General features: G+C 35.6%; 26 protein-coding genes and 1 pseudogene. 7 read left to right on the top strand and 20 right to left on the bottom strand.

Annotated elements, in window-relative coordinates; genetic code table 11:
* A partial coding sequence (locus K9M07_05205) for a metallophosphoesterase (GenBank protein MCF7852619.1) occupies positions 1–975 on the top strand: 975 nt, incomplete at its 5' end.
* Between the two features lie 183 nt (positions 976–1,158).
* Here the strand turns inward: K9M07_05205 and K9M07_05200 are convergent.
* Positions 1,159–2,025: pseudogene (locus tag K9M07_05200) on the bottom strand (IS5 family transposase).
* A gap of 262 nt (positions 2,026–2,287) precedes the next feature.
* Here K9M07_05200 and K9M07_05195 point away from each other — a divergent pair.
* Positions 2,288–2,476, top strand: coding sequence for a transposase (locus K9M07_05195; protein MCF7852618.1), 189 nt, complete (start codon positions 2,288–2,290; stop codon positions 2,474–2,476).
* A gap of 17 nt (positions 2,477–2,493) precedes the next feature.
* On the opposite strand, the gene K9M07_05190 is transcribed toward K9M07_05195, so the two are convergent.
* From K9M07_05190 to K9M07_05150, 9 genes are all read right to left on the bottom strand, one after another.
* Positions 2,494–3,378, bottom strand: a complete 885-nt coding sequence (locus K9M07_05190; protein MCF7852617.1) for a polysaccharide pyruvyl transferase family protein — start codon at positions 3,376–3,378, stop codon at positions 2,494–2,496.
* 533 nt (positions 3,379–3,911) lie between these two features.
* Entirely contained in the window at positions 3,912–4,499 is a 588-nt protein-coding gene (locus K9M07_05185; protein ID MCF7852616.1) for a hypothetical protein, read from the bottom strand.
* Positions 4,500–4,513: 14 nt separating this feature from the next.
* Positions 4,514–5,272, bottom strand: a complete 759-nt coding sequence (locus K9M07_05180; protein ID MCF7852615.1) for a transposase — start codon at positions 5,270–5,272, stop codon at positions 4,514–4,516.
* 186 nt (positions 5,273–5,458) lie between these two features.
* On the bottom strand, positions 5,459–6,169 hold the full coding sequence (locus K9M07_05175) for a hypothetical protein (GenBank protein ID MCF7852614.1): 711 nt from the start codon (positions 6,167–6,169) through the stop codon (positions 5,459–5,461).
* Between the two features lie 123 nt (positions 6,170–6,292).
* The gene (locus K9M07_05170) at positions 6,293–7,168 is read right to left on the bottom strand and encodes a DUF6492 family protein (GenBank protein ID MCF7852613.1); all 876 of its coding nucleotides are present in this window, start codon (positions 7,166–7,168) and stop codon (positions 6,293–6,295) included.
* Positions 7,169–7,205: 37 nt separating this feature from the next.
* Positions 7,206–8,855, bottom strand: a complete 1,650-nt coding sequence (locus K9M07_05165) for a hypothetical protein (GenBank protein MCF7852612.1) — start codon at positions 8,853–8,855, stop codon at positions 7,206–7,208.
* The gene (locus K9M07_05160; protein MCF7852611.1) at positions 8,812–9,798 is read right to left on the bottom strand and encodes a hypothetical protein; all 987 of its coding nucleotides are present in this window, start codon (positions 9,796–9,798) and stop codon (positions 8,812–8,814) included. Before K9M07_05160 ends, K9M07_05165 begins: the two co-directional genes overlap by 44 nt.
* Positions 9,734–10,768 carry a hypothetical protein gene (locus K9M07_05155; protein MCF7852610.1) on the bottom strand — a complete coding sequence of 345 codons (1,035 nt, stop codon included), beginning with the start codon at positions 10,766–10,768 and terminating at the stop codon, positions 9,734–9,736. Before K9M07_05155 ends, K9M07_05160 begins: the two co-directional genes overlap by 65 nt.
* Positions 10,768–11,730 carry a hypothetical protein gene (locus tag K9M07_05150; GenBank protein ID MCF7852609.1) on the bottom strand — a complete coding sequence of 321 codons (963 nt, stop codon included), beginning with the start codon at positions 11,728–11,730 and terminating at the stop codon, positions 10,768–10,770. The genes K9M07_05155 and K9M07_05150 overlap by 1 nt, the downstream gene beginning before the upstream one ends.
* A gap of 419 nt (positions 11,731–12,149) precedes the next feature.
* Here K9M07_05150 and K9M07_05145 point away from each other — a divergent pair, with 419 nt between their 5' ends.
* Complete coding sequence (locus K9M07_05145) at positions 12,150–12,731, top strand: hypothetical protein (GenBank protein MCF7852608.1); 582 nt, start codon at positions 12,150–12,152, stop codon at positions 12,729–12,731.
* A complete protein-coding gene (locus K9M07_05140; protein MCF7852607.1) occupies positions 12,713–13,357 on the top strand; it encodes a LicD family protein in 645 nt (214 codons plus the stop codon). The genes K9M07_05145 and K9M07_05140 overlap by 19 nt, the downstream gene beginning before the upstream one ends.
* Before the next feature lie 184 nt (positions 13,358–13,541).
* Here the strand turns inward: K9M07_05140 and K9M07_05135 are convergent, their stop codons facing one another.
* The 9 genes from K9M07_05135 to K9M07_05095 all read right to left on the bottom strand — a co-directional run bounded on the left by K9M07_05135 (position 13,542) and on the right by K9M07_05095 (position 21,819).
* Positions 13,542–14,099, bottom strand: a complete 558-nt coding sequence (locus K9M07_05135; GenBank protein MCF7852606.1) for a hypothetical protein — start codon at positions 14,097–14,099, stop codon at positions 13,542–13,544.
* A 190-nt stretch (positions 14,100–14,289) separates the two neighbouring features.
* Complete coding sequence (locus K9M07_05130) at positions 14,290–15,075, bottom strand: hypothetical protein (GenBank protein ID MCF7852605.1); 786 nt, start codon at positions 15,073–15,075, stop codon at positions 14,290–14,292.
* An 89-nt stretch (positions 15,076–15,164) separates the two neighbouring features.
* Positions 15,165–16,040 carry a glycosyltransferase family 2 protein gene (locus K9M07_05125; GenBank protein MCF7852604.1) on the bottom strand — a complete coding sequence of 292 codons (876 nt, stop codon included), beginning with the start codon at positions 16,038–16,040 and terminating at the stop codon, positions 15,165–15,167.
* 118 nt (positions 16,041–16,158) lie between these two features.
* Positions 16,159–17,097, bottom strand: coding sequence for a hypothetical protein (locus K9M07_05120; protein MCF7852603.1), 939 nt, complete (start codon positions 17,095–17,097; stop codon positions 16,159–16,161).
* 172 nt (positions 17,098–17,269) lie between these two features.
* Positions 17,270–18,211 carry a hypothetical protein gene (locus K9M07_05115; protein ID MCF7852602.1) on the bottom strand — a complete coding sequence of 314 codons (942 nt, stop codon included), beginning with the start codon at positions 18,209–18,211 and terminating at the stop codon, positions 17,270–17,272.
* A gap of 2 nt (positions 18,212–18,213) precedes the next feature.
* Entirely contained in the window at positions 18,214–19,080 is an 867-nt protein-coding gene (locus tag K9M07_05110; protein MCF7852601.1) for a glycosyltransferase family 47 protein, read from the bottom strand.
* A gap of 93 nt (positions 19,081–19,173) precedes the next feature.
* On the bottom strand, positions 19,174–19,764 hold the full coding sequence (locus K9M07_05105; GenBank protein ID MCF7852600.1) for a hypothetical protein: 591 nt from the start codon (positions 19,762–19,764) through the stop codon (positions 19,174–19,176).
* A 22-nt stretch (positions 19,765–19,786) separates the two neighbouring features.
* Positions 19,787–20,572 carry a hypothetical protein gene (locus K9M07_05100; GenBank protein ID MCF7852599.1) on the bottom strand — a complete coding sequence of 262 codons (786 nt, stop codon included), beginning with the start codon at positions 20,570–20,572 and terminating at the stop codon, positions 19,787–19,789.
* Between the two features lie 200 nt (positions 20,573–20,772).
* The gene (locus K9M07_05095) at positions 20,773–21,819 is read right to left on the bottom strand and encodes a hypothetical protein (GenBank protein ID MCF7852598.1); all 1,047 of its coding nucleotides are present in this window, start codon (positions 21,817–21,819) and stop codon (positions 20,773–20,775) included.
* Positions 21,820–21,951: 132 nt separating this feature from the next.
* Here K9M07_05095 and K9M07_05090 point away from each other — a divergent pair, with 132 nt between their 5' ends.
* The 3 genes from K9M07_05090 to K9M07_05080 all read left to right on the top strand — a co-directional run bounded on the left by K9M07_05090 (position 21,952) and on the right by K9M07_05080 (position 25,868).
* Positions 21,952–23,052, top strand: a complete 1,101-nt coding sequence (locus K9M07_05090; protein MCF7852597.1) for an MFS transporter — start codon at positions 21,952–21,954, stop codon at positions 23,050–23,052.
* Between the two features lie 50 nt (positions 23,053–23,102).
* Positions 23,103–24,707, top strand: coding sequence for a peptide chain release factor 3 (locus tag K9M07_05085; GenBank protein MCF7852596.1), 1,605 nt, complete (start codon positions 23,103–23,105; stop codon positions 24,705–24,707).
* A 234-nt stretch (positions 24,708–24,941) separates the two neighbouring features.
* Positions 24,942–25,868 carry a threonylcarbamoyl-AMP synthase gene (locus tag K9M07_05080; GenBank protein MCF7852595.1) on the top strand — a complete coding sequence of 309 codons (927 nt, stop codon included), beginning with the start codon at positions 24,942–24,944 and terminating at the stop codon, positions 25,866–25,868.
* Here K9M07_05080 and K9M07_05075 read toward each other — a convergent pair.
* On the bottom strand, positions 25,858–26,757 hold the full coding sequence (locus tag K9M07_05075; GenBank protein ID MCF7852594.1) for a hypothetical protein: 900 nt from the start codon (positions 26,755–26,757) through the stop codon (positions 25,858–25,860). The genes K9M07_05080 and K9M07_05075 overlap by 11 nt on opposite strands.
* Position 26,758: the final 1 nt, after the last annotated feature.

Raw genomic sequence — 26,758 nt, 5'->3', positions numbered from 1 at the left:
TTAATCCCTCTTCAACTTGAAGCAGCTAAAAATATTATAGGGAACTTTGATGCTATATTTTATGCTGGAGATTTTGGAAATGCTATTAATCGATATGACTATTGGTTTACACACTCTGCTGCTCTATTTGCTTCATTACAGGGAAAGGCTAAGGTTGAAATAAATGGTGATATTTACAAAGGAGCAGAATTGATTCAAACCATTCCTATTATTCCTGCATTTGGTAATCATGATGTCCCAGATTTTGGGCAGATTAAAATAAATCCAAGAGTTCCGGAGTGGCAATTCTTCAATAATATTTTCTCTCTTCCTTTAGATGAGACATCTCGTGCCCCATATTACTCAATAAAAATGGGAAAGCAATATTTAATTGTGCTGCCTGTGGCTCGGGTATATCAATCGGATTTCAGTTATGTGCCAATAGAAGAAGGAAGCGAGCAATATCAATGGCTATTAAATGAGCTTCACAGTGAAGAATTTCAAGAGGCTGAGTTTCGAGTAGTCATGATGCATCATCCCATTTATACTTTGAATCCAGATCCATTTAATTTTATCTGTACTACGAAAGAAAAATTTTTCCTCATAAAAAATATTAATTCTTTAGCCGAAACCTTAGGTTCTCTTTTTGAAAAATACAAAATTGATTTGGTTTTTAATGGACATGACCATATTTGGAATCATTTTGTAAGTTCTGGAGGAGTACACTATTTATCTTCATGTCAAGCAGTTGCAGAAAATAAAAATAATTGGCTATTAAAGAAATGCTCTAATGGTTTGGATCCGGTATTCCCAAATAAAAACCAGTTCAGACTAGATGGTAAATTGGTTCCATATCCAGTGGGACCTGGTGCTGTTTTCAGTGTATTAGACACAAAAACTAAACAAGTTATAAGCTATTTTAGCTTTTTTCAGGGAACAACTCTTCAATGTATTGAATTTGACGCATTTACCTTTTCACGGGCACCTCAATACTAAATAGAAGTATTAAAAAAAAATAAAAAAAGATGTTTTTAATATTTTTTTGTATATTCCTACTGGACTTTTGACAAGCCAGAGAGCTTTGCCAAAGAGAGTAGCCTCACCATAGCAAAGTGGTGTCAACTGGCATTGTTGCAAAAGTAGATTTTGAGGATAAGGCTGTCTTAACTGATTGTTAATTTATCCAATATCTTGCAACATTTTGTTCATCATCATGCATTTGATATGACCTTCAACGATTTGTCTGGCTTCTTCTCGAGAGAAGAAGCCAGGGCCGAATAGTTTTTTCAGACGGGAAAAAGCTGTTTCCGCAAGGGATCGTCGTGAATAACCGGTTAGCTTACCCCATAGACTACGTCCTATTTCATCGTAACCAAGACCTCTCATTTCTGCTGCAGATTTCCCCCTCCCTTTGCTACTATCGGACCATCTTGCATTTTTTCTTAGGAGGGATTAAACAGCATACTCCCTGATGGTGCGACTATCGTAAGCGCCATCGGCTAGCACACGTTTTACACTACCACCACTCTGCCGAATAAGATCCTCAGCTTGTTTACTATCAGCAACACTGCCATCTGTGATTTTAACACCAACAATTTCCTGAGTAGCTTCATCGACTGAGACATGCAATTTGATCCACTTACGTCGTTTGCTTTTGCCATGCATTTTGACTTTCCATTCAACCTCTCCATAAACCTTAAAACCTGAGGCATCTAGTAAGACAACGGATGCTCTGTGGTTACTCAATTTAGGCAGAGACCGGGCTAATTCTTTTGCCCTATGACAGATTATCGAATAGGATGGGAGAAGAAGATCACTTGCTAAAGATTGCAGGGTGCTTTTGCTGAAGCCCTCCAACGCTCTGTATGGAAGGGAGAATTGAACTTTTAGTATCAATAAGATTTGTATGAGTGGAGTGCCAAAAACACGGGGCCTGCCCCGTGTTTTTATCTTCTTGTTATTGAGTAGGGAAGCATCAAGATAAAAAGTTAGGCTTCCTCTTTTTACTAAACTCGTGTTATATTGTGACCAGTTGCGTGCACGCATCTACTTGAACTCCTTGCTTTGCTTTAGTCGGCGACAAGGAGTTTCTTTATTTTAAGAATTTTTCGCTATCCATTTTTCAGGTAAGAATCAAAGAGTCGGGACTTATAGCCGGCTTTTCGCCGGCAGGGGCAAGGCCCCATCCTCGCCAAAGGCGAGGACAAGTCCCTCCATATTCAAAACGATCTGTTTGATTGGACTTTCTCTAGGGACTTTTGCAACAACGCCGCCAATCATTGGATATTGAAAAAACCGGAAGGCAAGAGTGGAAACAGAAGAGATATACACTTACTTTAGGGCAGCAGGGAAGCGGTGGGTAGTGGAAAGGAGTTTTTCATGGCTAAAAAGAAAGTGCAGAAGGCTACTGATGCGCTGGGAAAGATTGCCAAATGTGTCGGATGCCTTTGCTCAGTTAGGGTTGATATTTATGTGGTTGCAGAATTTATTAGGATAGGCTCATACAAAGGCCCTCTAATATTGTTCAATTAATTTCATGATTTTTTCATAAAATGCATTATTTAAATCAATACATTCATTTAGATAATCTGCTGGTGGAACAACACAATTTTGAATATCCTTTTCTAAGTTATCTGAAAGTAACACAAGAGGATATTTTAATGTATCAAACTTGCTTGACCAATTTCCATTTATAATGACTTTTTTATTCAACAACAAGCCCCAATAAGCGCCATGAAAAGACGAAGTAATTATAACTTCTGATTCACCTATAAACCTTATAATTTCTTCAATTGTATACTTTTTTAAATTCATGTTAATTTGAGGAAATTGAGGTTTATTTATTAATTTAAGCCACGCGTGATTGACAATGCCAATTCTTCTTTTTATTTCATATTTTTGTTTTAGATATGGAAGCTTACAACTTACACAAGGAACATAGACATGGTTTTTATAATAGTTATCCAAATAATCTCTTCTACCAACCAATATAAAATGCTTTAAAACATCCTTTTTTATATCAATGAAATTAGCACTTAATTCCCAGTCAATTTCATTAACATTTAAACGGTTAGATCCAGACCCCCAATGAAAACATTTATTACTTAAATCCATATTATTATATAAAGAAGATAGAGGTTTTGTTGTATCCAGTATTCCTCCACCACCAAAAATAATAATTGCATCTTTTAATTTGGTCTGATTGTTTTTTTCGTTATTTTTAAATTCTTGAAGTTCTATTTTAATAGTCTGATAGTTTTTAAAATCATAATAAAGATCAGGACAGCTATAATAATCCCCTGCATTAAATGCACAAGGAGAAACAAAATAAATTGTTCCTGCAGAGATCTTTATAAAAAAAAGACTAAGCAATGCTAGAAAAAGATATGTTTTCTTCATTTTTTACACTCAATTTTATGAAGTGAGCCCATTTGGTTGGACAACTTTTTAAGTCAAAGTTGTTTGCTTCATCAGTTTCTTGTTTCTTCTTTTGAGGGAAGGGCTGCTGCTGGTTTGGCAGCATATCACAATAGTTCGTTTCTCAACAATTGATTTGGTTACACAAGATCATTGCATTCTGCTCAAAGTCAACCACAATACCCTTATATCCAAAGGTAAAAGAAAGCACAAAAGCCCCGTGCTTGCGCCAAGCGGGTGACATTATTTTGCGGATGCATGATACACTTCTTTACTTTTATTAAGTTCATTAGAGGAAGATAAATGTCATCCAGCACATTGGTCTCTTAAATTCAGTTAAGTTGGACGCTGTTACATAATTCATTTTTACCTAACATGCTCATTATTAGTTTTTACCACAGAGATCACAGAGGCACCGGAATGTGCATTTTCTTGATTTTTCTCTGTGTACTCTGTCTCGACTTTAGGCTTTCTGTAAAAAATAAGTACACATTTTGCAATGCCAAAACCTAATCTTAAGCAGCCGCCAGCTGCTCGATGATTTCTTTGAGCTCTATATCCTCTATTTCGCTATTTTTGTTGAACCTGTGCATATATTTTGTCCTCAGTATCTTCATTCTTACATAAGCTAAAACGTCAGAAAACGTCACATGGTTTTTTTTGTACCAGGAGCTAGTTTGAACAGGAATATCTTCACCTTTTGATTTTGCAGTTGCCAATGCCAATAGGTTGATAATGGAGTATGATGCAAGAATACATGGGGTTATTCTATCGATTGCATTGTCTGACCATTGTCTTTGTGTTTCCATTCCAAGATGGCGTCGAGCTTCTTCAAAAGTAACCTCAAGTTGCCAACGAAGGACAAATGCTTCTATTACCCTAATTGCAAGTATGTTAACATCTGTACTAAACAACACCGCAGCTTCCCCATTATTATTAGAATCCCGAGTTAAAACCCACCTAATCGGAACAGGTCGAATTCCATAACCGTACCAAAGACATGTTCCGGTTAAAACATCCATCTTCTTTTTCTTTCCCCCATACCATAATATTTCGAATGTATCCCAAACCATGGAAGGATCTTTTAGGATCACTTTAAACATTGGTAATCTTTTACCTACGAGTTTTTTACGACCTTTTTGGGCTTTTCTTCCGGAAATTCAAAGGTTCTAGCATCTAGGCGCATTCTAGAAACCAATGTAATTCCTAAATCAATACAAGTGTTTGCTAAAGCATAAGTGGCAAAAGCACTGTCAGCAATAATTGTGATTTTTTTTGGGTGCTTAATCCAACGACGTAGTAGCATGGCAACCTGGCAAGTCCATTTAGTCAATGTTTTATGCTTTTTCGATTTTTTAAGATCTTTTGTATTCTTAGACGTTGATAAAGGGGTTTCCGGTGGCATTAAAATTGATAAAAAAGGTAAAGCCACCCCTTGTTTGAACCAAGGAAATTTAAAATGGATTGCAACAACTAACCAATTTAACCCGGGAACTAGGACTTTTCTACCCTTGCTTGATCTGACAGCATCTCTTTGGATACCCAAGCCTTTAATTTTAGGTCCTTTTCTACGTTCAACTGTAGAATCTACTGAAATTTCAATCTCTCCCGGAATTAATGAAACAATATAGAGAAGAAGAATTTCAGCACCCTTTAGAGTTGACCATTTAGCTTTCCTGAAGAAATCGTGATATCTAGAGTAATTTTTAACGTTTCTTAAACCAAGAGACTTTAAAATTTCAGAAATAGTTCGTTTTCCTTTGCATAGAACATGTCCTTGAAGTAACTCAAGAAAGTTCATATAGGAGGGCTTCGAAAAAAAAAGGGGCAAAAAAATAGAGAGAACAGATAACTTTGCAGCAGGCAAATCGAACATAAGAAACCTTTTATTCTTGGTGAAAAAAAAGTTAACTTATAAAGATTTGCCTTTTTTTTTGTGATGAAAAGAATGTTTTTTTTCAGAAAGCCTAAAGTCGAGTCTGTGCTCCCTGTAGTTGTTAAAACCCTTATGGTCAATAACCTGATAGTTTATCGAATTATGCAACAGAGCAACTACTTATTATCAAAATTCAGGAAATTCAGATTTTGACATACTTCCCACTAAAGTTGGTGGACCTGTATCTCCAGGCCAAGGATGATCTGGATAATAAACTTTGAAAAAAGGGAATTCATCACCAAAATCGAACACCCCCTTTATATGGTTTTTGCGATCTAAAGGATGAATAACTTTTCCAAAGACATTTTTTTCTGGGAAATAATTACAGTCATGCAAGAGAACATACTCTGAGGTGTGTTTAAATATTTTAATAGTTTCATATCTAGCAAGCCAGGGAGATTGATCTACAAAACAAATAGAATATTCTTGTGAATTAATGTACTCACAATTCTCAAAAAATTGAATCCAATGATCTGGGGATCCGTTATCTTTCTTACCAGGAACGAAGAAAAATTTGTGCCATCCGGAATTATCCTTCTCATATCCCTCCCCTAAATATTTCAATTTGAATCTATCTAACCACTGCTTATCATCATCAAGGGTGATTAATATACGCGATGTTTTTTTACATAGAGCATGCAAAAGATCCGTACTTGAATTACCACAGCCGAATTCAATAATTGGACCCTCTGTCTTAAGTATAAGTTCTTTAAGGACATGCTGATGAGTTGCGTATGGGTCAGAATAAGTAAGTTCCTCTCTTTCAGAAGACCAAGCAAATGTCATTAATATATTGCTCAATAATAAAAACTGAATCTTTTTAAATAATACACTCATATTTTAACCTAGTGATAGTTTAACTGATATCTTTTAAGATATTACTCAAACATAATTTGATATTTTATTTAATTTATTGTTCTAATCCCTCAATTAATCTTGAATAGCACCATAATTCGTATTTCATGTGGTTTGTTTAAATGCATGATAAGAAACATAATCAAAAAACCTTAGCTTAAAGTGTTTATTGAGATCCTTATATTGTCCATCAATCGAACGTAGCTTGCGAATTTTGTATTGAGGGCTTCGAGCCACAAAAAAATTAAAATAGATTTCATATTCTGAAGCACCAGAAAAAAAATGCTGCGTTTTGTCAATTTTCTGACAAAAAACCTCCCAAAACGGCCTACTATGAGTGGCCTCGACAATAGAAAATAAATCCTCTAATACAGGTCTTTGATAAAGCATGTGATGTGTAATTCCTGAAAATTCTTTAAACACCTTTGATAAACCCGGGACAAGCTTTGCTGCATGAACAAAATAGGGAATATGGTACTCATCACTAACATTAAATAACGGCCATCCATCTTCATTCTGAAATTCTGTTGGCCTTATAAATACCGTATCAGAGTCAAGTATAAGTAGATTATTGGATAGATCCGGAACAACTTGGTATGCATATAATTTTATTAGTTGTTGATAGATCCAGCCAATACGATTATCGGGGTGGGAAATATAATTTGAAGCAGCTTGCTTATCACCTTGGAAAAGCGCAAATGCCACATCAAGTTTAGTAAATGGATAATTCTCTTCAGAAAACCATTCTGCTTCCCAACTTAACCTGTTTTTTGAAACAACGATAACCCTACGAATATCCTTACCATTTTTCCTTATTCCTCGAATCGCATGATTTAAAATCCGAACATCTTTTTCAACAGATGGAATAATCACATCTATGAATCCCTTTTCTAAAGGATATTCAATATTTTCGCTAAAACCTGCACCCTCTACAAATACATTTAGCAACAAAACAAGCATTAATAAAATGAGTTTATGCATATAATTCACTCTAAAACTTCACATCAACTAATTAAATCTAATTTTTAAAAGAACCATTGAAACTATTATATATCTCTGCAGATAAATCCGTGCATCTAGATTCAACTTGATGGCTCTTTCGTCGATCAAATAAAAAGATCTCATATAATAATTGACCTCTATTAGATGAAAAAATCACCTTACCATTATTTTTTATTAGCTTCTCTCGAATATACCTTGTATGAATTCCCGTATTTTGCGGATTCTCAATTAATACGACAGGAGCTAAATTCAATAGGTGTTCAATAGCCTTATCAAAAGTATCAAATGAATCTGAATTTCTGTGCCTTAAGTGATGGATGACAGAGAATGCAAGAACAACATCAAACTTTTCCTTCTTTGATATTTCTTCGAGGTCTTTTAAACAAACTTTTTTCTTAAGCAAAGTGAGTTTCTTCAATTCACTATTTGCCATGCATAGACCATGAAGTAAATCCCCTGTTTTCCAGTGTTTAGCAGAATTTAGATACCCATCTTCAATCATAATGCAACGAGCGCCGAATTCATTTGCCATTCTAAATGAAAAGTACCCTTGAGATGCTCCCAAATCTAATGCTTTGAAATTTTTTGGAAGCGAACCTAAAACTTTTCTAATCGCATTATAACGATCTTCAGAAGATCTAATCCCTTTCTTTATCACTTTATTATTAACAAGGATATCCTGATATATTTCCGGCATTTCATTAATTAAATCCCCCCATTCCTTTATAGTCGAATCATTCTTGTATTTTAAAATCAATTTTTTCCAGTATGGAAAAAATAATTTCTCATTATTAAATTCCTTGTTCCTGAATTCAATCCATTTTTTTTCTAAAAATTTTTGATTGATTTCCCCCCAATCTCCGACTACAAGAACAGGCAAACCCTCAAAAAGATCATCCAATGTCGAACTCATTACAACAGGAATCCCTCCCATATATAACGTCTCCCATGTGCGATGACAATCGATTCCGTTCCCTCGAGGACTTAAGACAAATTTTGATTTAGCTAAATCTAAAAGATACATTAGATGGCTCTTGATCTCAGGAGTATAGCAATAGGCCTTATTGCTTAATAATTGCCACAACCGAACTCGCTCTTTTGGAAATGATCCATTAGAAAAATTCATTGTTAAAAGGTACGACTTACTAGATTGAGCTGCCCGTTTTTTTGCTAAATTAAATGTTTTGATAGAGCCATGATTCCAATATTGATTCGCAATTCCTATTGGGATTGGTATTAATTTATTATGACGATAATTATCTACATTTTGAGCAAACCACACAATTAATTTAGAATCATCTAAATACCGCGCAAAATTTTCTGAAATGGGGTCATCACTATTATGCGAAATCAAAATATAGGGATTTAAAATTCGATGATGTTTTTCATTAAAGAAACCCTCTAGCATATCCGTTTTCACAAAAATAATATCACCCGATTTCACCTTCATCGGATCAAAAGAAACTGTAGTTTCATCATAAAGAAAATCAGCAATTCCTCTGAATGTATCTCCACTTAAATATGGAGCACTGGAATTACGAATTTGAGAATTAACGTTTTGGAAGCAAAAAAAGGTTAAAAAAAGAAATATAGAAAAAAAACCAGCTCTTTGTATTCCTTTTCTACCTAATTGAATAAAATTTTTCCAAACGTTTTGAATGTACATGTAAATTATAAATCCTTCTTTTTTTATTTTTATATATTAAAATCGGAACAAGTCTTTCTTCGTGGTCTCGCTCCCAATCAATGGACATTTTTGATGAGTTAATCAAGCAATGCGGATTGACATAACCAAATTTAACATCTCCATTTCTCGGATCAATTCCACCCAAAAACTGTCCTAAATAGGCTGCATCAAAAACCCCTTTGAATTGATTCACATGATTGCAAAAGATCTGAGGAGTAACACTTTTAACTTTTTCCTTTAGAATATATTCTTCATCAACTATTGGCAAAGTGTCAATCCAATTCAAGCCATATTTTTTTCTAAAATCCCCCATTATATACATATCATCTAAATTTTCTTGAACACAAGTAGCCATGTGTCGAGTCAACTTCTCAATAGAATTGACGCTGTTAAAAAATACGAATCCGGGAATACATCGAGTGTCAGTGTCAAAAGTTGCCCCAATTCCTTTGTAATAGTTGCATAAAACGGGCATTAGTTTTTCTATATCAACATAAATCATGACATCAGACTCTAAATGTACAACCTTAGATAGATTTTGTTGCTTCATCAACTCCTCAAGAAAAAAAAATCGCTCAGATGCAAAGAACCAAAACCCCTCTCTAAAAGAACGATTTAGCTTAGAATGTTTAATAAAAAAAGAATGGTGCGCTGTTGGATTTAAATCTTCATATGCAATACCTTTCACAGCAAACTCATTCAAGAATTGAGCATTTTCTTGGAGCACTGTTTTTGCGGCAACCATAAAAATTTGGCAAGAATTAAATAAGCGGGCTTGCTTTATTGCTATAGGCAAATATTCCGGCAATTTTTTTCCGATATGTACAAATGCGAGACAAGGAGTATTGTCTGTTCCCTCACCGTGATGAAAAAAAACAAGTAATATAATGACCCAAAAAATCTTTAGTATAAATCTCTTCATAACAGCTACTTTTAAAAAATTTTTTACCAATTTTTACATCTACATCATCAATAACCAAGTCTCCCCCCTTCCAATGGAAGGCCTTTGGCCGTATAGAAAGCATGTAATCCCCAATTATTGATGCACAACGCGAGAAATTTGACTCACTATAAATTAGACAATCAAATTGAAGCATAGAAAAAAAATCTTCTAGAACACCTAATTGATTTTGTATATCTGATTTACTTGATTCAAATTGGATTTGATGACCATTAAATTCACGTTGAAAGGCTGCAACTAAACTTGAATGATTAGAATCATCAGTGAATACATTTACATATAAGGGGACATAATTAAAAAACTTGTGCAAGTTTTTAAGTTGTTCAACATAAAACTCAAAGGGAGGGAATTTAAGAGGGTAAAAAACACTTATTCCTTCTCCATCATATTCTTTTCCCTGTCTGATATGAATAGCCACATTGATTTTATCCTTAGAAACAGCAACTAATTTCAATGGTTTCTTAGGATGAATTAGGCCCCTAATCTCTCTTAAAAACCCTTCATTTGTCCAGTCTACAAAAAAATATGGCCACTTATTTCTTGTCCCATAAAACATCATTTCCCAATTAGATTCCGGAAAATATGGAATAACATACAGTGTTGGTTTATCCCCTGTATTTAGAAATTTTTCAAGATATACACATGGCTGCAACACTTTTTTTTCTAAACAATTTCTATTGACATGCTTTAAAACCCGCGGTTCTAAATCATCTAACCGCAGATATTGAGAATAAGCAAACGGTTTGTATAAAATTGGGAGATTATACTTAAATGCAACCCACTTCGCATGAAGATAACATAAAAGTTGATCACCAAATCGCCCTTTGCTTAATTCATAAGTTACAACTCGATGGCATTTTTTCTCTTCAGCAGATGCGATAAGAGAATTCAAAAAGCAGAAAACAATTATGATCTTTATCGTTAATTTCACTATTTTGCACCATTACATACTATTTGACTATATTTCAGAATTCCCTCGAACATCTTAGGAATATTTTTCTCATTCTCCTCAAGAGCAAATTGACTCATTAATTGTTTAAATTCAGGTGTAATAATTGTTCGAAATTGATTTTCACTAATATTTGGGTCTTCAAAATCAATCAAAGTTAATTTATTTCCTTGAACAATAATGTTATTAGGCATTAAATCTCGATGGAAAATTTCCAAAATTTTCGTCATTTCAGAAGAAAGAGTTTCAGTAAAGGGAATTCCCCCTCTCATCATTTTAAATGTTATTAAATTAATTCCAGGCTCCCATTTAGAAATGATAGGTTTTACCCCGTACTTTTTTTTTAAAACTTTTGAATCCCTAGAACTTATAATTTCTCTTGCTGTAGGTGTATTAGTTTTCCCCTCAAACCATGTTGTTCTCTTTTGAAAATTAACTTTATTGGATTTATATAAAAACAATTCTTCGGACTGATCATTCAATTTAATTAATGAAAAACCCTGTGAACTCAATTTTTTCATGATATGATTACTAAAAGGAACCATTTTGATTAAGACATTTTCAGAACAATTGCCAAGACTCGAAATATAACGATAAACTTTCACAAATTGCTCATCCCAAATATACACAAAATCAAAATGCTCTGATTCAACCAAATGACTTATTAACTTTAAAGTATACGGTCTTCTTAAGTGCATGAAATTTGAAAAACAGGGCTCAAAAGAAGTTGATGGGGTAATAGAATCTAATAAGACAAAAACGCCTTGATATTTCCCAGACATTTGATTAATACAGCCCGTGGGATCAGGACCGATACCCAAAAATGTTATCGGCCTATTATATCTTGAGATAAGCTGATGTAGGAAATTATTATCTAGTGAATAGTTTTCTGCACTCAAACCAACAATTAAACAAAAAGTTAAAATAAATAAATTTAATGTCATTAACTTATTTCCTATGAAGTGAAATCCGATAGTTTTCAGCTTATACCGCTCGTGATTCAAGTGTTGTTTTTTTGTCGCTGCAGCATCCTCGATTGGCCGATTTACCTCACCTCAACTTTGCAACTTTTTGGGTCCGCCTGCCTTGTCTATTTGCTCTTGGTATAGCTATCACCAGTTTGGATTCAGTTTTATACTTTTCTAAATTTAAAAGCATCTCATTAATCCACCCAGTATCCCCGCTTGGTTGATTTACCTCACCTCCGCCTATTATCAATAGCGTCGGCTTAGATATACCAGGAGTGATTCAAGAGGTGGAATTTCTAGAAAAAAATTTAATAAGCTGCTTTTAATCCAGAAAAATGTAAATCTAAGTCCAAGCTTGGCAATAGCTACATGAAATTCTAACTTATGCGACAACTATGCTGAAAACTACTGCAATAAAAACTTGTATGGATAACTTTGTGTACAAAGCGCTGTATGTTGGGGTTTTTCTCATAACTTCCGTCTTTGCAAGTAACCAAAAGGAAACTCCTGAAGCCATTGGTCATCTTTATAAATCTATGGGGTTATTAGATGAAATATTTAATAAGCACGATATATCTTACTACTTGTCTGATTCAATGACTAAGAGTTTTTTTATCTGCGGGGGGCTTACAAAAGAAGATAATTGCATCCAACTTATAGTTCCTGGTGTTGATGTAGATGCCCTCATCGAATTACGCGATGTATTAGCTCAAAATCACTTTTTTTTAAACCCAACTAATTCAGCAAACAATCGCTATCAAATTTGGTACACCTATATAAATGACATGCAAAAACTTAAAAAAGTCAGAATACTGATAACAACAGTACGATCGGAAATTAGTTCTCTTCAAAGAGCGAAATTTGGACCAATTTCTACCAATATTGCTAATTTGAACGAGTTGGATGTTCTTGAAAATTTATCTCTAAAAAAAAATTCTGATATTTTAGCTGAGTGGATATGGCCAGAAAATTCATAAAACTAATAAAGCTATTGCTTATATTGATCTTTAATCCTATTTATTCTGAAAACATGTCCCCCATTCAAGTAGGATATTTATATCATACTATGCAAATTGTTGATCGAATCCTATCTGATCATGAAATTATATACTGGGTAGATGGCGGAGCCCTTTTAGGTCTATTGCGTCATAAAGGATTTATTCCTTGGGATGGGGACATCGATTTGGAATTTAAAGAAGAAGATGAACATAAACTCATAGCCTTGCAAGAAATTTTTTTGAAAGAAAACCTCTTTCTTATGCCAACCGATGATGACCATGGTTTATATCGGATATGGAAAACATTCATTGATTTTGACGGCAGACTTAAGTCGTTTTTTATTGAGTTATACCCAACCTTTCAAAAAGATGGAAAAATTTATTTAAGGTATACAGAAACAACAGGTGCATATCCTCAAAGTTTTTGGTATCAAAATGAAGTTTCTCATATATCAAAAATGGCTTTTGGGCCAATTTTAATTAATGTCCCTAAAAACCCAGAAAACTATATTAATCGTTATTATGGCTCCAAAGCTCTTTTTAAGGCAGACAAATTCCCGAACCTAAAAAATTTCCTTCCTGCCAATTATATCTGGCCTGAATAGAGGACGGGTCTATAATCTCCAAATTTTATGACTTTTTCTCTAAAAGCATACACTACCTCAGCTGCTATAAACTCATCCTATCACTTTAAATCGTCTTCTGGGGAAGAACCTCATTTACAAAAAGCAAAGGAGCCCTGCATGAATATCATTTTTTTAAGGATAAATAAAAAAGAAGGTAATGCATCTAATCTATTAAATCTTTAGGGATATACGCAACTAATACATTGTTGGGGTATTCATCATTGTCTCCCCCTGCAACATGCTTGATATGGTAGTTAGGATTAATTTGCATTATTTTTTCAATTAGATCTTTTTCTGTAAGATAATCAAAGGCTGCAGTTCCACAGCAATGTAAATCGTCAATAAGAATGGTATAATATTTAATTGGATGTCTTGAGATTTGCTCAAGTTCTGCAAGAATAGGGGAATTAAGTTGTCCATCATCAATAGGAGGATATCTATGTGCATCCAACCAAAAAGTAATTGGCTCATGAATATCTTTGATCATAGCTGACAATAGTTTACTTGAATCTCCTTGATATAATTTGATTCTTGAACTTTTTTGAAAACGACTCTTGCAGGATTTAATGAGGCGAGAATCATTGTCAATGGATCGGACAAATTTAAACTTTGCTTGTAAGGCTTTATCAATCCCATGTCCCCAAAATGTTCCTGTTTCAACAAAATATCGATTATAAGCAAACTCATGGAATCCACTGGTTCCGATATTAGGATAAAGCATTTCCCAGATGAATAGAAAATATTGCTGCTAGAGCTCTGTACTTCATTAAAATCCCCTTTAAACTGAGGAGTTCAAAAATAATCACTCCAATGAATTTTAAGCTACAAAAAAAATCAATAATGATCCAAGTGATAACAAATTCTTCCGGCTTTGTCCTCTAATTGCCTGCAAGAGACTTTCAGATTATGGTTTACTTTTGCCAGCTTGTCGCCCAGTAATGAATAGCAAAGGCTGATGAATTGCGATATTCCTCTATTTCAGCATTGGTGACTAAGCCATTCCAGTAATCATGTCTTCTATGAGCCGGCATGGGGAACGAAAATTCTTTTGAAAAGACTGTGATTGGGCTTTTTCTATATTGGCACCAATAGCGAAAGATGCAATGAGTAAGCATCTTAGGGCCAACATATTTGATTATGGATTGGTTATCTATTTCATCAAATTTAACGCCTTTCACCCGATCAATGCACTGTTTCAAAATAGGATGATGCGGAATACAACCAATGATTGCATTAGCCACCTCAGATTGAGATAAGGCGCAGGCATAAAATTCATTCTCATAGTGCAGCTGATCAAAAGGTTTTAAGCACTCGTAATCAATATCAATATATACCCCACCATATCGCTCCAGCAATTCATAACGTAAAATATCAGCTTTTGCACCATAATTTGGGGCCTGATCAAATTGATCACGATTGACTAAGTCTAAATATTTAACCTTATCATCTGTCCATAGGATGTAAGTCCAGTCGGGATGTTTTTCCTTCCAAGTCGCCGTCATCCATTGATATTTTTCCGGAAGAGCTCCCCCTATCCAAATTTGATGGATAATCTTAGGAATGATTAAGGGCTTATTTTTAGGTGCCTTTTTCAAAACGGGGGGCTTTTTAAACGTTCTTTTAAAAAAACCTTTTTTGATCTGAGTATGATATACCCGTTCTGTTTGAGCATGACTCTCTGTTTCAGAGGCAATCATAGAATTTAAATGAGAACTTAAAAGACACAGCATTATGATGTTGGACTTACGATACACCTTTTTATAAAAGCAATACATATTCTTATATTTTACCAGTCTCTCTTTTGAATGGCCTCATAGGCCGGTAAGCTAAAGACATATTTGAAAACATCTTGATAGTCTTGTCTTCTAACGACATGATGTTCCGAGAGTGAATTTTGATCATTATAGATATATAACACTTCGGGAATAAAAAACGCATGTGTCCTCGCCATTTCAATGAGTGGAAGCATTGTTGGCAAATCAGGCGCCAGTTGAATAAACTTGTTATTAAACATTAAGTGTTCTCTTTTTATATTTTTAAAGAGTTTTGCATAAAATGTTTTCAAATGGGAATAACAATAGGGTAAATTTCGAATGACTGAATGTTGTAGAGCTCTAGTTCTCACAGGCCTACTGTGCTTGCCTTTTGCCCCTGTAGACCAATGAATATAGCTCCCCCATGTCACCCAAACGTCATCCGATTGATAATATGCATTTAAATGCTTCAACACATCAGAATGGGCAAAAAAATCATCTCCATCTAAATTCACGATGATTTCATCATCTGAGCAATATTTATGCGCACAATCATACAGGTTATTCAGATTTTTTTGATTTACCGGATTACGGACGATGATCACTTTATCCATTTTACCTGATTCGGAAACGATTTTTGAAACCCTTTTAAAAGTCTCATCCGTTGAGCAATCATCAATATAAACAACCCGATAATTTTCATAAGTCTGATCGAATATCGACTGCAAATTTTTCTCACAAAACTTTTCGTTGTTAAAGGAGGGGACAAAAACGACAAATTTGCGTGAAACCGCTATCTCGCTTGACGTTTTTGCAATGTTGAAGGGGTTCTTTTTGATGCTTGCAAAAGAAGGGAAAGTAAAAAAAAGAAGTAAAACCGCAAAAGAATGCATCAAAAAATTGCTCATATACACGCTCCATTGAATGAAAAGATGGAAGGTTATAAAAGATTTCAGAATTTGTAAACGAATTTGATTTGAAGTAATTAAAAAAATCCCTCGATGAATAGAGGAGATTTTTTGACGGTTAAGGCATATTGGCTACCACTATCCGTTGGCCGCGTGAGCTCCCGGCTTGATCAGGGAGATTGCAGCTTGGCCTCCGTTCAAAAATCTCTTTCAAGATGATTTGTGAATAATGATCGACTGAAAATTTTTGTACTTCGCGTGATTCTAAATAGTTTTTAATATTCTCGATATATCGATGATACTCATCCTCAGTAAAATCTAACATAAACTGTTTAAGATGCTTCAATGAAGGAAATTGAGCATAATTGATGTAACAATCATGAGGGATATATTCATCGATATTTGAAGGGCCTAGGTAAATAGGAATACATCCGGCTTCAAAAGCATCAAATATTTTTTCCGTAATATATCCCTTTTCCCCCTTGATATTTTCTAGGCAAAAATTAAACCGGTAATGTTTCAAAGTATCGTACTTATATGGAATTTGGCCTTGATAATTGGCTATTTTTTTCTTATTCCACCCTGTTCCGAAAAGGTCAAAATTTTGTGAATCTTTTTTGAAAAACTTAATGATTCTTTTTCTTTCGGAATAGAGTTCTCCGGGGGTTAATGAGCTCTTATTATTGCAAATCATACAACTTAACTTCCGCTCTATAAACGGATCTCCCCCCTGATATTTTTTGAGAACAGGGTAATAAAATTTTCTCATATTCTCGTTTCCCGCCCAGTCATCCCTCCATGTCAATACCCGAGCAAAGTTTTTTAGGATCGTCAAATCATATTGATTCGGGATGACGCTTGGGGGCTCAGAAAGCACCAGTATTGATTTATCCCCCAATTGATAAGGGATAAAAGGGTTTAAGCTGTTTGGAAAATCGTAAAAAACAAATAAATCATAATAATCTTTGAGTGCATTCCATCGTTTATCATTTCTTTTATAATTAGTGCAAAAGGAGGTGTTTTCTTGAAATGAAAGTTCGATATCTCTCTTTTTCATTTCAGTAATAACCGTCCACCACCCTTCATAAAAACCTAATGAAACGGCTGTAGAGTTTAATTTATTTTGAATTTGTTCCTCGCCCCCCTTGGGAATAAAGCCTACGAACAAGACTTTATATGTACAAAAACACTTGGAGAAAAGGCATAGGATACATAAAAACAGAAAAAAATTAGTCTTTCTCACCTATAATCTCGATTTTTTTAGATGCAATTAATTTCTTCCAATAACTGAAAAATATTTTATCTGCGTTGAATCTCAACTTTGAAAACCGACTCTTTTGATCCAATAAAAAAGTTTCATTTAAAAGGTATAGGTTTTTGACAATCAAAACAGGTAATCCGTCAAATAAACAATCAAGGGGGGATGACTCAACAATAGGAATAGCCCCCATAAGTAGTGCTTCCCATGTTCTATGACAGTCAAGCCCATTGCCAAATGGACTTAAAATAAAATGGGACTGTTTCATATCTATTAAATATGCGCTCAAATCTTTAACTGAAGAACAGTAACAAAAAGGTTTATTCAAATAAAAAGCTCTTAAGGGCTTTCTTATTTTTGGATTGGTGTGAGGTAGAAAATTTAAAACCAATAAATGTTTCTTTGGATAACACTCCTTCACAATTTTTTCAAATAAGGAAACGTCTCCATGAGGCCAGTATCGATTTGCAATCCCAATAGGTAAGCTGATCATTTTTGGATGATCCGGCATTAAATTATTTGTCGTCATCCAATAGGCAATGGTATCATCATTCAATCTCTTTGCAAAACGTCCGGGAAATGCTTCATCTGAGTTATGCGTTAACAAAATATATTTTTGAGATATTTTTGGATGGATTCTTTTGAAGAAAAAATTCAGTGCGCCCGGTGTCACATAAATAATATCCCCCTTTTTCACCTTTGTTGGAAAAAAAGGTTGTTTTGTTTCGTCGATATGATGATCGCAGATAAAGCGAAAAGAATCTCCCGAAATAAAAGGATCACTACTCATTCGAATTGGGGCTTGTGGAATAGAAGCATTAAAATACCGGGGGGGTAAGTTATAGGACTCATTCCCCATGAGATGAAAACTCTGAAGCAAAATGAAAGTGAAAATAAAAAGAGGGTATTTCATTTTTATTGGATTTTCCTTATCTGATCATGTATCGATTTTTTTAATTGTCTTTTTTCCTCTATCCACCAATTAAAACAGCGCAACCTTAACTTTTCAATTTCTTCCGGATCATTTTGCAAATTTTTAATGGCATTTCTCGCTTCCTTCCAAGATCTGACAATAAGAAAAGGAGGATTTTTAAAAGCATTTAAGAAATAGGCATCCCTACCCCTCTCAACGATTGGGATACATCCCGATTCTAGAGATTCATAAAGACGAAAAGAATCAAGATTGATCCATCCTCTGGGACAGGGAGAAAAAATTGTATTTTTTAAAACATGTTGATATGTCTCCGTCGATAAGCAATCTTGACTGTTAAACGAATGATTAAAATGGCAAAATGATTGAGCTTTTAATTGTTTAAGGTGGGCAATCATACTCTTTCTTGAGCTTTTAGTCACTTGTCCCATAAATGACCAGAGGTAGGGCCTATCTGAAATTTTGGGGAGTTCATGACAAGCCTTATTCAAAATAAAGCCCCTTTTGGAACCAAGAGGTAAAAAAAAGACATGTCGATATATCTGTGCAATTTTTTGAGAGTAGTATTCTCGAAAGACAAACGATGCATATTGATATATCTCTATATTTGCTCTATAGGCTTCATCCCCAATATGAACTAAGCCGAATTTTTTTCCATCGTGAGCAAATTTCTTAATGAGTGCAATGTGCTCATTTTTTAAATTTTCAGAAAAAATGAGCAGGCATCCATTTTCTAAATGTTTTAAATCGGGATCAAAAGAAACCTGAGTATTAAAATCAGAAAGCAAATATTCAATCCAATCCGCTTGGAAATAGTGCTTTTGGGGATATGAAACCCAAAGGACCTTCAATTGGTCTCTTGAATCTGAAAATAGCCCCCTAGAAAAAAAGCTACTAACAAAACAAAAGAAAATAACAAGTCGGGGTAATATCCTAAACATGGCTTATGGCGTTGCAACTAAAATATCATTAGGAAAAGAACCGTCAATTCGATAAATTTGATAGTTTGGGTTAATCGATCTCAATAAGCTTTTAACTTCACTTAAAGTTATTCTCTCCATATGGTCTGACTCAAATAACCGCACATCATCAATTAAAATCGTATGTGTTTTGATCGGATGATTTCGAATGGCAATTAATTCTTCCTTAAGTGATGTCGTCTTTGCCATATACCCTTTTTGTCTTCTCTTTCCATCGTATGAACAAAAATGAGCATCGAGCCAAAAAGTCGCCGGACGATCGATTTGTTTTAGAATCTGAGGGAAAATTTTAACGGAATCACCGAGAATTAAATGAACTCGGGAGTTGCCTTTAAATTTCTTTAAACAAAAATTATGATATTGTGGAAGGATTTCTATTGAATAGACATGCTTATAACCGGCTTCTAAAGCCTTCTCAACACCCCCACCTTGATATGACCCCGTTTCTATAAAATACTCATTCCGAAACCTTGCAAAGGTGTCACTTTTTGCATTCGCAAAAGCATTTAAAGAAAGACTCAAAAAAAAATAATAAAAAACTTTTAACTTTGTCATATATACCTCCTATTTAGGATCTTTATTCATCAACTTCATCTTGATCAAAGTAGTGACCAAACCCATAAATTTGTATGAATCTCTTTCTTGTCTTTTCAAATGACTCTCCGGCTGACTTTAAAATAAGTTGTTTTAATTTCCTTTGAGCCAAATTAATTTTTATTCTTTGGTCGGGTTTTATATTTTGATACAGAGGATCATCCCCATCTATTAATTTAATGCGATCTCCTTGAACAATCATATTGTTTGGAGTCCAATCCGTGTGGGAGTAATCAATCGGAATATGTGAAACGAGTGTGCTTCTTTGAGGCCATTTTCCTCTATATAGCAAATAGGTTAACAAATTAATACCGGGATACCATTCGCATTTTCTGATTGATTGAGGACTGTGCTTGCAAATATATTTTTCATTCAACGTGTGAACAATCGTATACGATCTTTTTCTCTTTCTCGGATGAATCAACGACGTTTTAACTAGTGTTGAATCTGTTTTTTTTTCGAAAAAATGATACCTGTTCGTAGAATCAGATCCGGATTTTATGAGTAAAAATTGTGTCATTTTCTGCAAATTTAATACCATATCCGGTCTTCTTTGCATCAATGAATCATCTCTATCTGAAACTAAAATGACATCAAAATTTTCACATTTGGACAAATTTTCAATATCACCTGCATTCAGCTGATGAGCTAACCAAATAATATTATCAAAGGATCGAAATCGATCTTGTATCTCATTTGAAAGCGATAAATGACATATTACAAATGAACTTTTTGGATAAGTGGACGTCATATAAAAAAAAGAGGGCATCGGCTTTCCAATGCATAAGAAAGTAAAAGGTCTTTTGTATTGACTTAAGAGCTTGTGAATCTCATTTTCTGAAATTTCTTCACACTGAATTACACAAAAACTTAAAGTAAATATTAAAAAATATATTTTAATAATTTTAGATAAAATCATTTATTATAATCCAACAAGTATACCCGGCGTTCTTTATCCTATAAAAAAATTTACAAATGATTTTTTAAAAATTCATCAATATTTTTTACATCTTGCATATCATTGGCACGGCCTTGTTTGAATTTAAAATTGCGGATTTCAGTAAGACTTACAAATTTTAATCCTTTAAAATAGAAGTGTTTTTTTGGATTATATATCACTTCATTTATTAAATAACCGAGCTTTTCCCATGCTTCATTGTGATGATCTAACGGATGAATTCTTCCAAACTCCCCTCTTTTAGTACATAAAAAATCAAAATCCAATGCACAATCCCTCAAACCATATGCCGATAATACTGCACTCCCATCAATACAAACATCTTGTAATGGAATTTTTTTACGTTTAATAAACTTTATATACCGAGGCATTAGCGAGTTAAACACCCTAAAATTTCTAGTCCTTTGGTGGTTTAAGAAGTGGATAGAATTATTATTAAGTAGTGCGTATGCGAGATCTAAACACTGAGGGTGCGTATCATTGATATGCATGCAATATGGATCTAGTTTGACAATCCCTCTTAATTTTCTTTTAGCTAAAATCATACATTGTTGAGAAGGAGACCTAACGACAAAACACATTAACGCATATTCATTTTTTCCGGCCGGAAAGTAGCGATGAAAATCTTTAGAAATCCATTGCACTTTTTCAGGTATCATATTTAGAAGGGATCTTGGACCATTATTTTTTAATGTAAATTTTTTGTGATATACAACGGTTGCATATTCTGAAAGGACCTGATAGACCATCTTTTCAGACTCATAGCTCATCGTTGGCCAAACTGTAGCAATATAGGCATCTTGATATTTTTGACAAAATGCGGTTGCCATGGCATCCAAACAGTCCTCATCAACCCCTGCATTTTTTAACTCGAGATAAGAAACACTCCTTCCCGCATTTGTTGTAATCTTTGCAATCTGATCCTTCAGCTGATCGCACCAGTCATTTTTATATGTATGATTTTTTTCATATAGACTCTCAAAGATTTCACTGAAACTCGTATCGTAGGCCTCAAGCACTCCACAAATAACAATTAAAATAGACAATAAAATTTTCACAAAGGTATCCCCGCTAACTTTTCAATTCAGTTCGGGATATGTATACATAAGCAACTTCATTTGTGTATATTGAAAAACACATTGCTAAAATGATGGCGCTTGCTTAATTTGTGGATATACCGGAGTTCGGATATGGCAAATAAGCATCATAAAATCAGTGTCTATGCGACGGCAATTCCCGTGTGTATTGCGATAGCTATGGCAACAGTGATGTCAATTAAGGTCCATTTGCACTTAAAGGAGTCTGTCATTGCCTATTTTTCATGGGTGAGCTTTCAGGCTTTAGGCGCCGTATTTATTGGATTTGCTTCAGATCTGTTTTGTAGAAAGAAGATTTTTATCTTAACACAGGTATTTGGAATCGCAACGCTTTTGCTCATTATATTGACAAAAGAAGCTGTGTTATTTCTACCGATTTTGGGATTGCTATTTCATCCCTATTCCGTGGGGCTGGCCGGAATGATTGACAACTTTCCTCAGAGCTCTAAAGTAAAGATTGCGGCGATTTGCTTCCTCGCCTTTTTATTCCCTTGGGTCTTTTACAATTACTTGTTCCAATATGAGGTCCTCATTAACTTTGCCGCTCTCATCGTATTGATCGTCAACATCATTTTTTCAGCCGTTTTCTTTTTCGATCGACGCGATGAACGAGTCAAACATAAACTCTTCCAATTCCATCGAGAAATTCACCCGAAAGACCGCAAAAAATTCCTCTTTACTTTCCTTGCCTTTTTTTTCACTCAGCTTGCCTATTTCTTTATTAATACATTCGTTGAAACTTCTATACTAAGTGAACAATTTTATATCGTCTTAGCTATGGGCTCCATTGTTGGATGTGGCTTTGCTTTCTTTTATAAAAAATTGCCTCATGTCTCCATCTTGACAATCACCTATGGCATTGCTTTTTTCACATCGATTATCCCTTTGATTTATTCTTATGTCTTGGGACCTTCAACAATCAATGCAACCTATATCTATGTCGTTGTCGGATGTCTGGGAGGGTTTTTTATCCCCTTTGTCTATGACGTTCTTGTCAACTCAGTTTCTCCCACTATTCGAGGGACATCCTGTGGATTGATTGAATTCAATTATTCAGTCCCCCATTTAATCAGCGCTCTTTTATTGAAATCTCATTTTCTCACGCTGGGTCTTCTCTTAGTCGTGATTCCCCTTTGCTACTTTTTTTCAGTGATCTTGCAAAAAAGAGCGGAATCTCATACCAAGTTTTCATAGAAAAATTACTCTTTCTTCAGTATAGTTATACCATTTATTAGAAGAGTTAAATGAATACGCCAGCTACAGAACTTGCAGAGCAAATCGCCAGAAGAAGAACTTTTGCCATTATTAGCCACCCCGATGCAGGGAAAACCACTTTAACTGAAAAACTCCTCCTATACTCCGGAATGATTCATACGGCAGGAGTTGTTCGCGGACGCAAAGGTCGACGCATGGCATCTTCCGATTGGATGTCACTCGAGCAGGAAAGAGGGATCTCAATTACCGCATCTGCAATGCAATTTAACTACAAAGATGTCGTCATTAATATATTAGATACTCCCGGTCACGAAGACTTTTCAGAAGACACGTATCGCACTTTGACAGCTGCAGATTGCGCCATCATGGTAGTCGATGCGGGAAAAGGGGTAGAAAAACAGACGCGCAAGCTATTTGAAGTCTGTCGTCTACGCAATATCCCCATCCTTACTTTTGTCAATAAGATGGATATGCCCGGCCGTGATCCTCTCGACTTAATGGATGAGCTCGAACAACTCCTCAACATTGAAACTTTTGCCTATAACTGGCCCATTGGCTCATCTAAAGAATTTTGTGGAGTCTATGATCGCATTAAGCAAAAATGCCTTTTATTTACGAAACAGGGAGTGGGCGGATCTGAGCGGGCCCTCGTCGATGAATTTGCTCTCGATGATCCCGATCTTCTTAAAAAGATGGAGCTAGAGAAACTCGAGCAGCTCAAACAAGAACTCGAACTCCTCGATCTTGCCGGTAATGCTTTTGATCATGATGCCTTTTTAAAAGGCAAAACAACCCCTGTCTTTTTTGCATCGGCTTTGACTAATTTTGGAGTCGAACCCTTCTTTGATATCTTTATTCATTTAGCGCCTCCCCCTCAAGTGAGAATGGCAACAGGAAATGATGGAAATGATCTCATCATTGATCCTGTGAAGACCCCGTTTAGCGCCTATATTTTTAAAATCCAGTCGAATATGAATAAGCAACACCGCGATAGCACGGCGTTTATGCGCATCTGTTCGGGCAAATTTGAGCGCGATCTCAGTGTCAAACACCATCGACTACAAAGAGATATTCGCCTTTCACGCCCTCACAGTTTACTCTCTAAAGAACGAACAACGGTTGATGTAGCCTATGCCGGAGATATTGTTGGGGTGATTAACCCCGGAACTTTTGCGATTGGCGATACCATTTCCATCACGGGTGGATTCAACTTTAAACCCCTTCCTCAATTCCAACCGGAAATTTTTGCTAAAGTCTTCCCCAAAGATGTGAGCAAGCGCAAAGCTTTTGACAAAGGCATGAAAAAGCTTGGAGAAGAGGGAACCGTTCAGATCTTGGAATCCTATAATCAAGAAAATGACTTTATTTATGCGGTGGTAGGGCAACTGCAGTTTGAGGTGATGCAATTCCGTTTGCAAGATGAATATGGCGTCGAAGTGCAAATTTCGCCCCTTCCCTACCAATGCAGCGCATGGATTGTTGGAGATCTCAACTCTTTTCAAAAAGTTTTTAACTCAACAATTGTCAAAGATATGCATCAAAAACCGATGGTCTTGTTTGCCTCGCCTTGGGAAAAGCAATATGCAATGAAACAAAACCCCTCCCATCAATTTCTGGATCTTTCTAATAATTAAAAATTCCTCTTTTTGGTATCATTGTTTCTCATTATCTCGACTTTGTAACTTTTTGGGCCCGAAAGCCTCGAGATATTTGTTCTCGGGGGAGTTATTAAAACCGGGAAGAGGGTTTTTTACCCCTTCCCGGTTTTAATAATCTCCTAGTTCGACCATAGGTCGAGCGTCCGAGAACAAATAGACGGGGCAGGCGGGCCCAAAAAGTTACAAAGTCGAGATTATAGGGGATTTTTTATGAAAACGGAGACTCTTTCACAGAGTTACTTGAAAAAGGCTATTGATTTGCTGTTAGCCGGGGAGCTGGTTGCTTTTCCGACTGAGACAGTATATGGACTAGGTGGTCTTTTTCAGAATGAAAAGGCTCATCGCGCCGTCTATGATGTGAAAGGACGCCCTCAGGATAATCCCCTCATTGTTCATATTGGCGAAGTCACTTGGATCCAAGATCTAGTCGAGTCGCTCCCCCCCTATTGGGATCTCTTAACTCAGGCTTTTTTCCCGGGACCGCTCACGTTAATTTTTAAAAGAAACCCGTCAATTGCCCCCTCCTTTTGCGCACATCTTTCAACGATTGCCATTCGAATGCCCTCTCACCCTATGGCGCTTCAATTGATTCGTGAAGTAGGAAAACCTCTTATTGCTCCCTCGGCCAACTTATCCGGAAAACCCAGTCCCACACAGGCCCAAGATGTCGAAGAAGATTTAGGAGGGAAAATCCCCCTTATTATTGATGGGGGCCTCTGTGCCGTTGGAATTGAATCGACTGTCGTGAGTCTTGTTGGGGATCAACCAACGCTATTAAGGCCGGGAGGAATTTCTAAAGAAGCTATTGAACATGTGCTCGGGATTAGATTATTACAACCGCTTAATGGAAAGATTTTATCTCCCGGGATGAAGTACCGCCATTATGCTCCAAAAACGCCTATTTCTCTATTCTCATCTAAAGAAGAGCTCCTAGCTCATGTTGCCTGCGAAAAAAAACCGCTTATTCTTTCTTATGAAGCAGCATTCAAAGGGAGCACATCTTTTAATGCGGCCAATTTATATGCCCTCTTTCGTGAGGCGGATCGAAACGGCGCCTCTTCAATCGCCATTTTAATGAGTGAGAGCCTCTTGCAAAATGAAGCTCTCATGAATCGCATCCAAAAAGCTATCTCTTAATAAATTCAGGTTTGATATCAAAATGGGGTGAGGGATTGAGAAAACCCTGCAAAGGTCTAATATTGATTTTATACCCATCTTGAAAGAGTTGGAGCAGTTCTTTGGTCGTTTTATAGTGCATTTGACGATTTTGAAATGACTGATGATTACCCTGCGTTGAGATGACGTTCATCGGGATATTAATAATGCACGATTGATTGTAACAAATTCCTTTGAGTTGCACATCAGCTATTTTTGCCCACGGGGTTTCTAAATTATTGGGATAAGTAAATGCTTGTGATCTAAAGAAAGGCAAAATGTCATTTTTGCGATAGAGGGTGAAATCGACATTATTGGGATAGGCCCAATCATGTTTGCCATCTGCAAATGTCCACATCAAGAAATCTTCTTTAATGCGCTGTCCCTTTGGTGGTTCACACGATTGATTGACTGAATAACTATAATGAATATTCATCCCTAAGCGAAATAAACAACAATAAGCGCCTGTTTTTTCAAGAGCGCGAATCGATTGATCGAGATCAATCGGGTGCGTTACAATAATATCATCCACGGCAAAAAGGGCATATTGAGCTGAAGAAGTGGGATTAAACATGGAATTCATAACGAGGGGTTTAAAATCCGATGCGGCGTGTTTGGGATTTTGGGCCTTAAAGATGACATGGCGAAAGGCTTTTTTCACCTCTTGATACCCCTTTTCATATTCGGGTTGGCTCGTACGATAAATAACAATTTGTTGATTGAGTCCCTTTACATTGTGCTCAATTGATTCCAAAAGGGCATAGAGCTGCAAGGGCCGATCATATGAAAAAATAACAAGATCCGTTTGGCTAAAAGCTAGAGTCATCAAAAAGAGTTGTACGGTTAATAGTATCGATTTGTATGCACGCATA

It is taken from the genome of Simkaniaceae bacterium (genome assembly GCA_021734805.1).
Lineage (GTDB): Bacteria > Chlamydiota > Chlamydiia > Chlamydiales > JACRBE01 > Amphritriteisimkania.
This window is presented reverse-complemented; position numbering and strand designations above follow the sequence as displayed.

Coding starts and splice junctions, on each gene's coding strand:
- K9M07_05190 (MCF7852617.1), bottom strand. CDS start 3,378: ATGAAGAAAACATATCTTTTTCTAGCATTGCTTAGTCTTTTTTTTATA.
- K9M07_05185 (MCF7852616.1), bottom strand. CDS start 4,499: ATGTTTAAAGTGATCCTAAAAGATCCTTCCATGGTTTGGGATACATTC.
- K9M07_05180 (MCF7852615.1), bottom strand. CDS start 5,272: ATGTTCGATTTGCCTGCTGCAAAGTTATCTGTTCTCTCTATTTTTTTG.
- K9M07_05175 (MCF7852614.1), bottom strand. CDS start 6,169: ATGAGTGTATTATTTAAAAAGATTCAGTTTTTATTATTGAGCAATATA.
- K9M07_05170 (MCF7852613.1), bottom strand. CDS start 7,168: ATGCATAAACTCATTTTATTAATGCTTGTTTTGTTGCTAAATGTATTT.
- K9M07_05165 (MCF7852612.1), bottom strand. CDS start 8,855: ATGTACATTCAAAACGTTTGGAAAAATTTTATTCAATTAGGTAGAAAA.
- K9M07_05160 (MCF7852611.1), bottom strand. CDS start 9,798: ATGAAGAGATTTATACTAAAGATTTTTTGGGTCATTATATTACTTGTT.
- K9M07_05150 (MCF7852609.1), bottom strand. CDS start 11,730: ATGACATTAAATTTATTTATTTTAACTTTTTGTTTAATTGTTGGTTTG.
- K9M07_05145 (MCF7852608.1), top strand. CDS start 12,150: ATGCTGAAAACTACTGCAATAAAAACTTGTATGGATAACTTTGTGTAC.
- K9M07_05140 (MCF7852607.1), top strand. CDS start 12,713: ATGGCCAGAAAATTCATAAAACTAATAAAGCTATTGCTTATATTGATC.
- K9M07_05135 (MCF7852606.1), bottom strand. CDS start 14,099: ATGCTTTATCCTAATATCGGAACCAGTGGATTCCATGAGTTTGCTTAT.
- K9M07_05130 (MCF7852605.1), bottom strand. CDS start 15,075: ATGATTGCCTCTGAAACAGAGAGTCATGCTCAAACAGAACGGGTATAT.
- K9M07_05125 (MCF7852604.1), bottom strand. CDS start 16,040: ATGAGCAATTTTTTGATGCATTCTTTTGCGGTTTTACTTCTTTTTTTT.
- K9M07_05120 (MCF7852603.1), bottom strand. CDS start 17,097: ATGAAAAAGAGAGATATCGAACTTTCATTTCAAGAAAACACCTCCTTT.
- K9M07_05115 (MCF7852602.1), bottom strand. CDS start 18,211: ATGAAATACCCTCTTTTTATTTTCACTTTCATTTTGCTTCAGAGTTTT.
- K9M07_05105 (MCF7852600.1), bottom strand. CDS start 19,764: ATGACAAAGTTAAAAGTTTTTTATTATTTTTTTTTGAGTCTTTCTTTA.
- K9M07_05100 (MCF7852599.1), bottom strand. CDS start 20,572: ATGCCCTCTTTTTTTTATATGACGTCCACTTATCCAAAAAGTTCATTT.
- K9M07_05090 (MCF7852597.1), top strand. CDS start 21,952: ATGGCAAATAAGCATCATAAAATCAGTGTCTATGCGACGGCAATTCCC.
- K9M07_05085 (MCF7852596.1), top strand. CDS start 23,103: ATGAATACGCCAGCTACAGAACTTGCAGAGCAAATCGCCAGAAGAAGA.
- K9M07_05080 (MCF7852595.1), top strand. CDS start 24,942: ATGAAAACGGAGACTCTTTCACAGAGTTACTTGAAAAAGGCTATTGAT.
- K9M07_05075 (MCF7852594.1), bottom strand. CDS start 26,757: ATGCGTGCATACAAATCGATACTATTAACCGTACAACTCTTTTTGATG.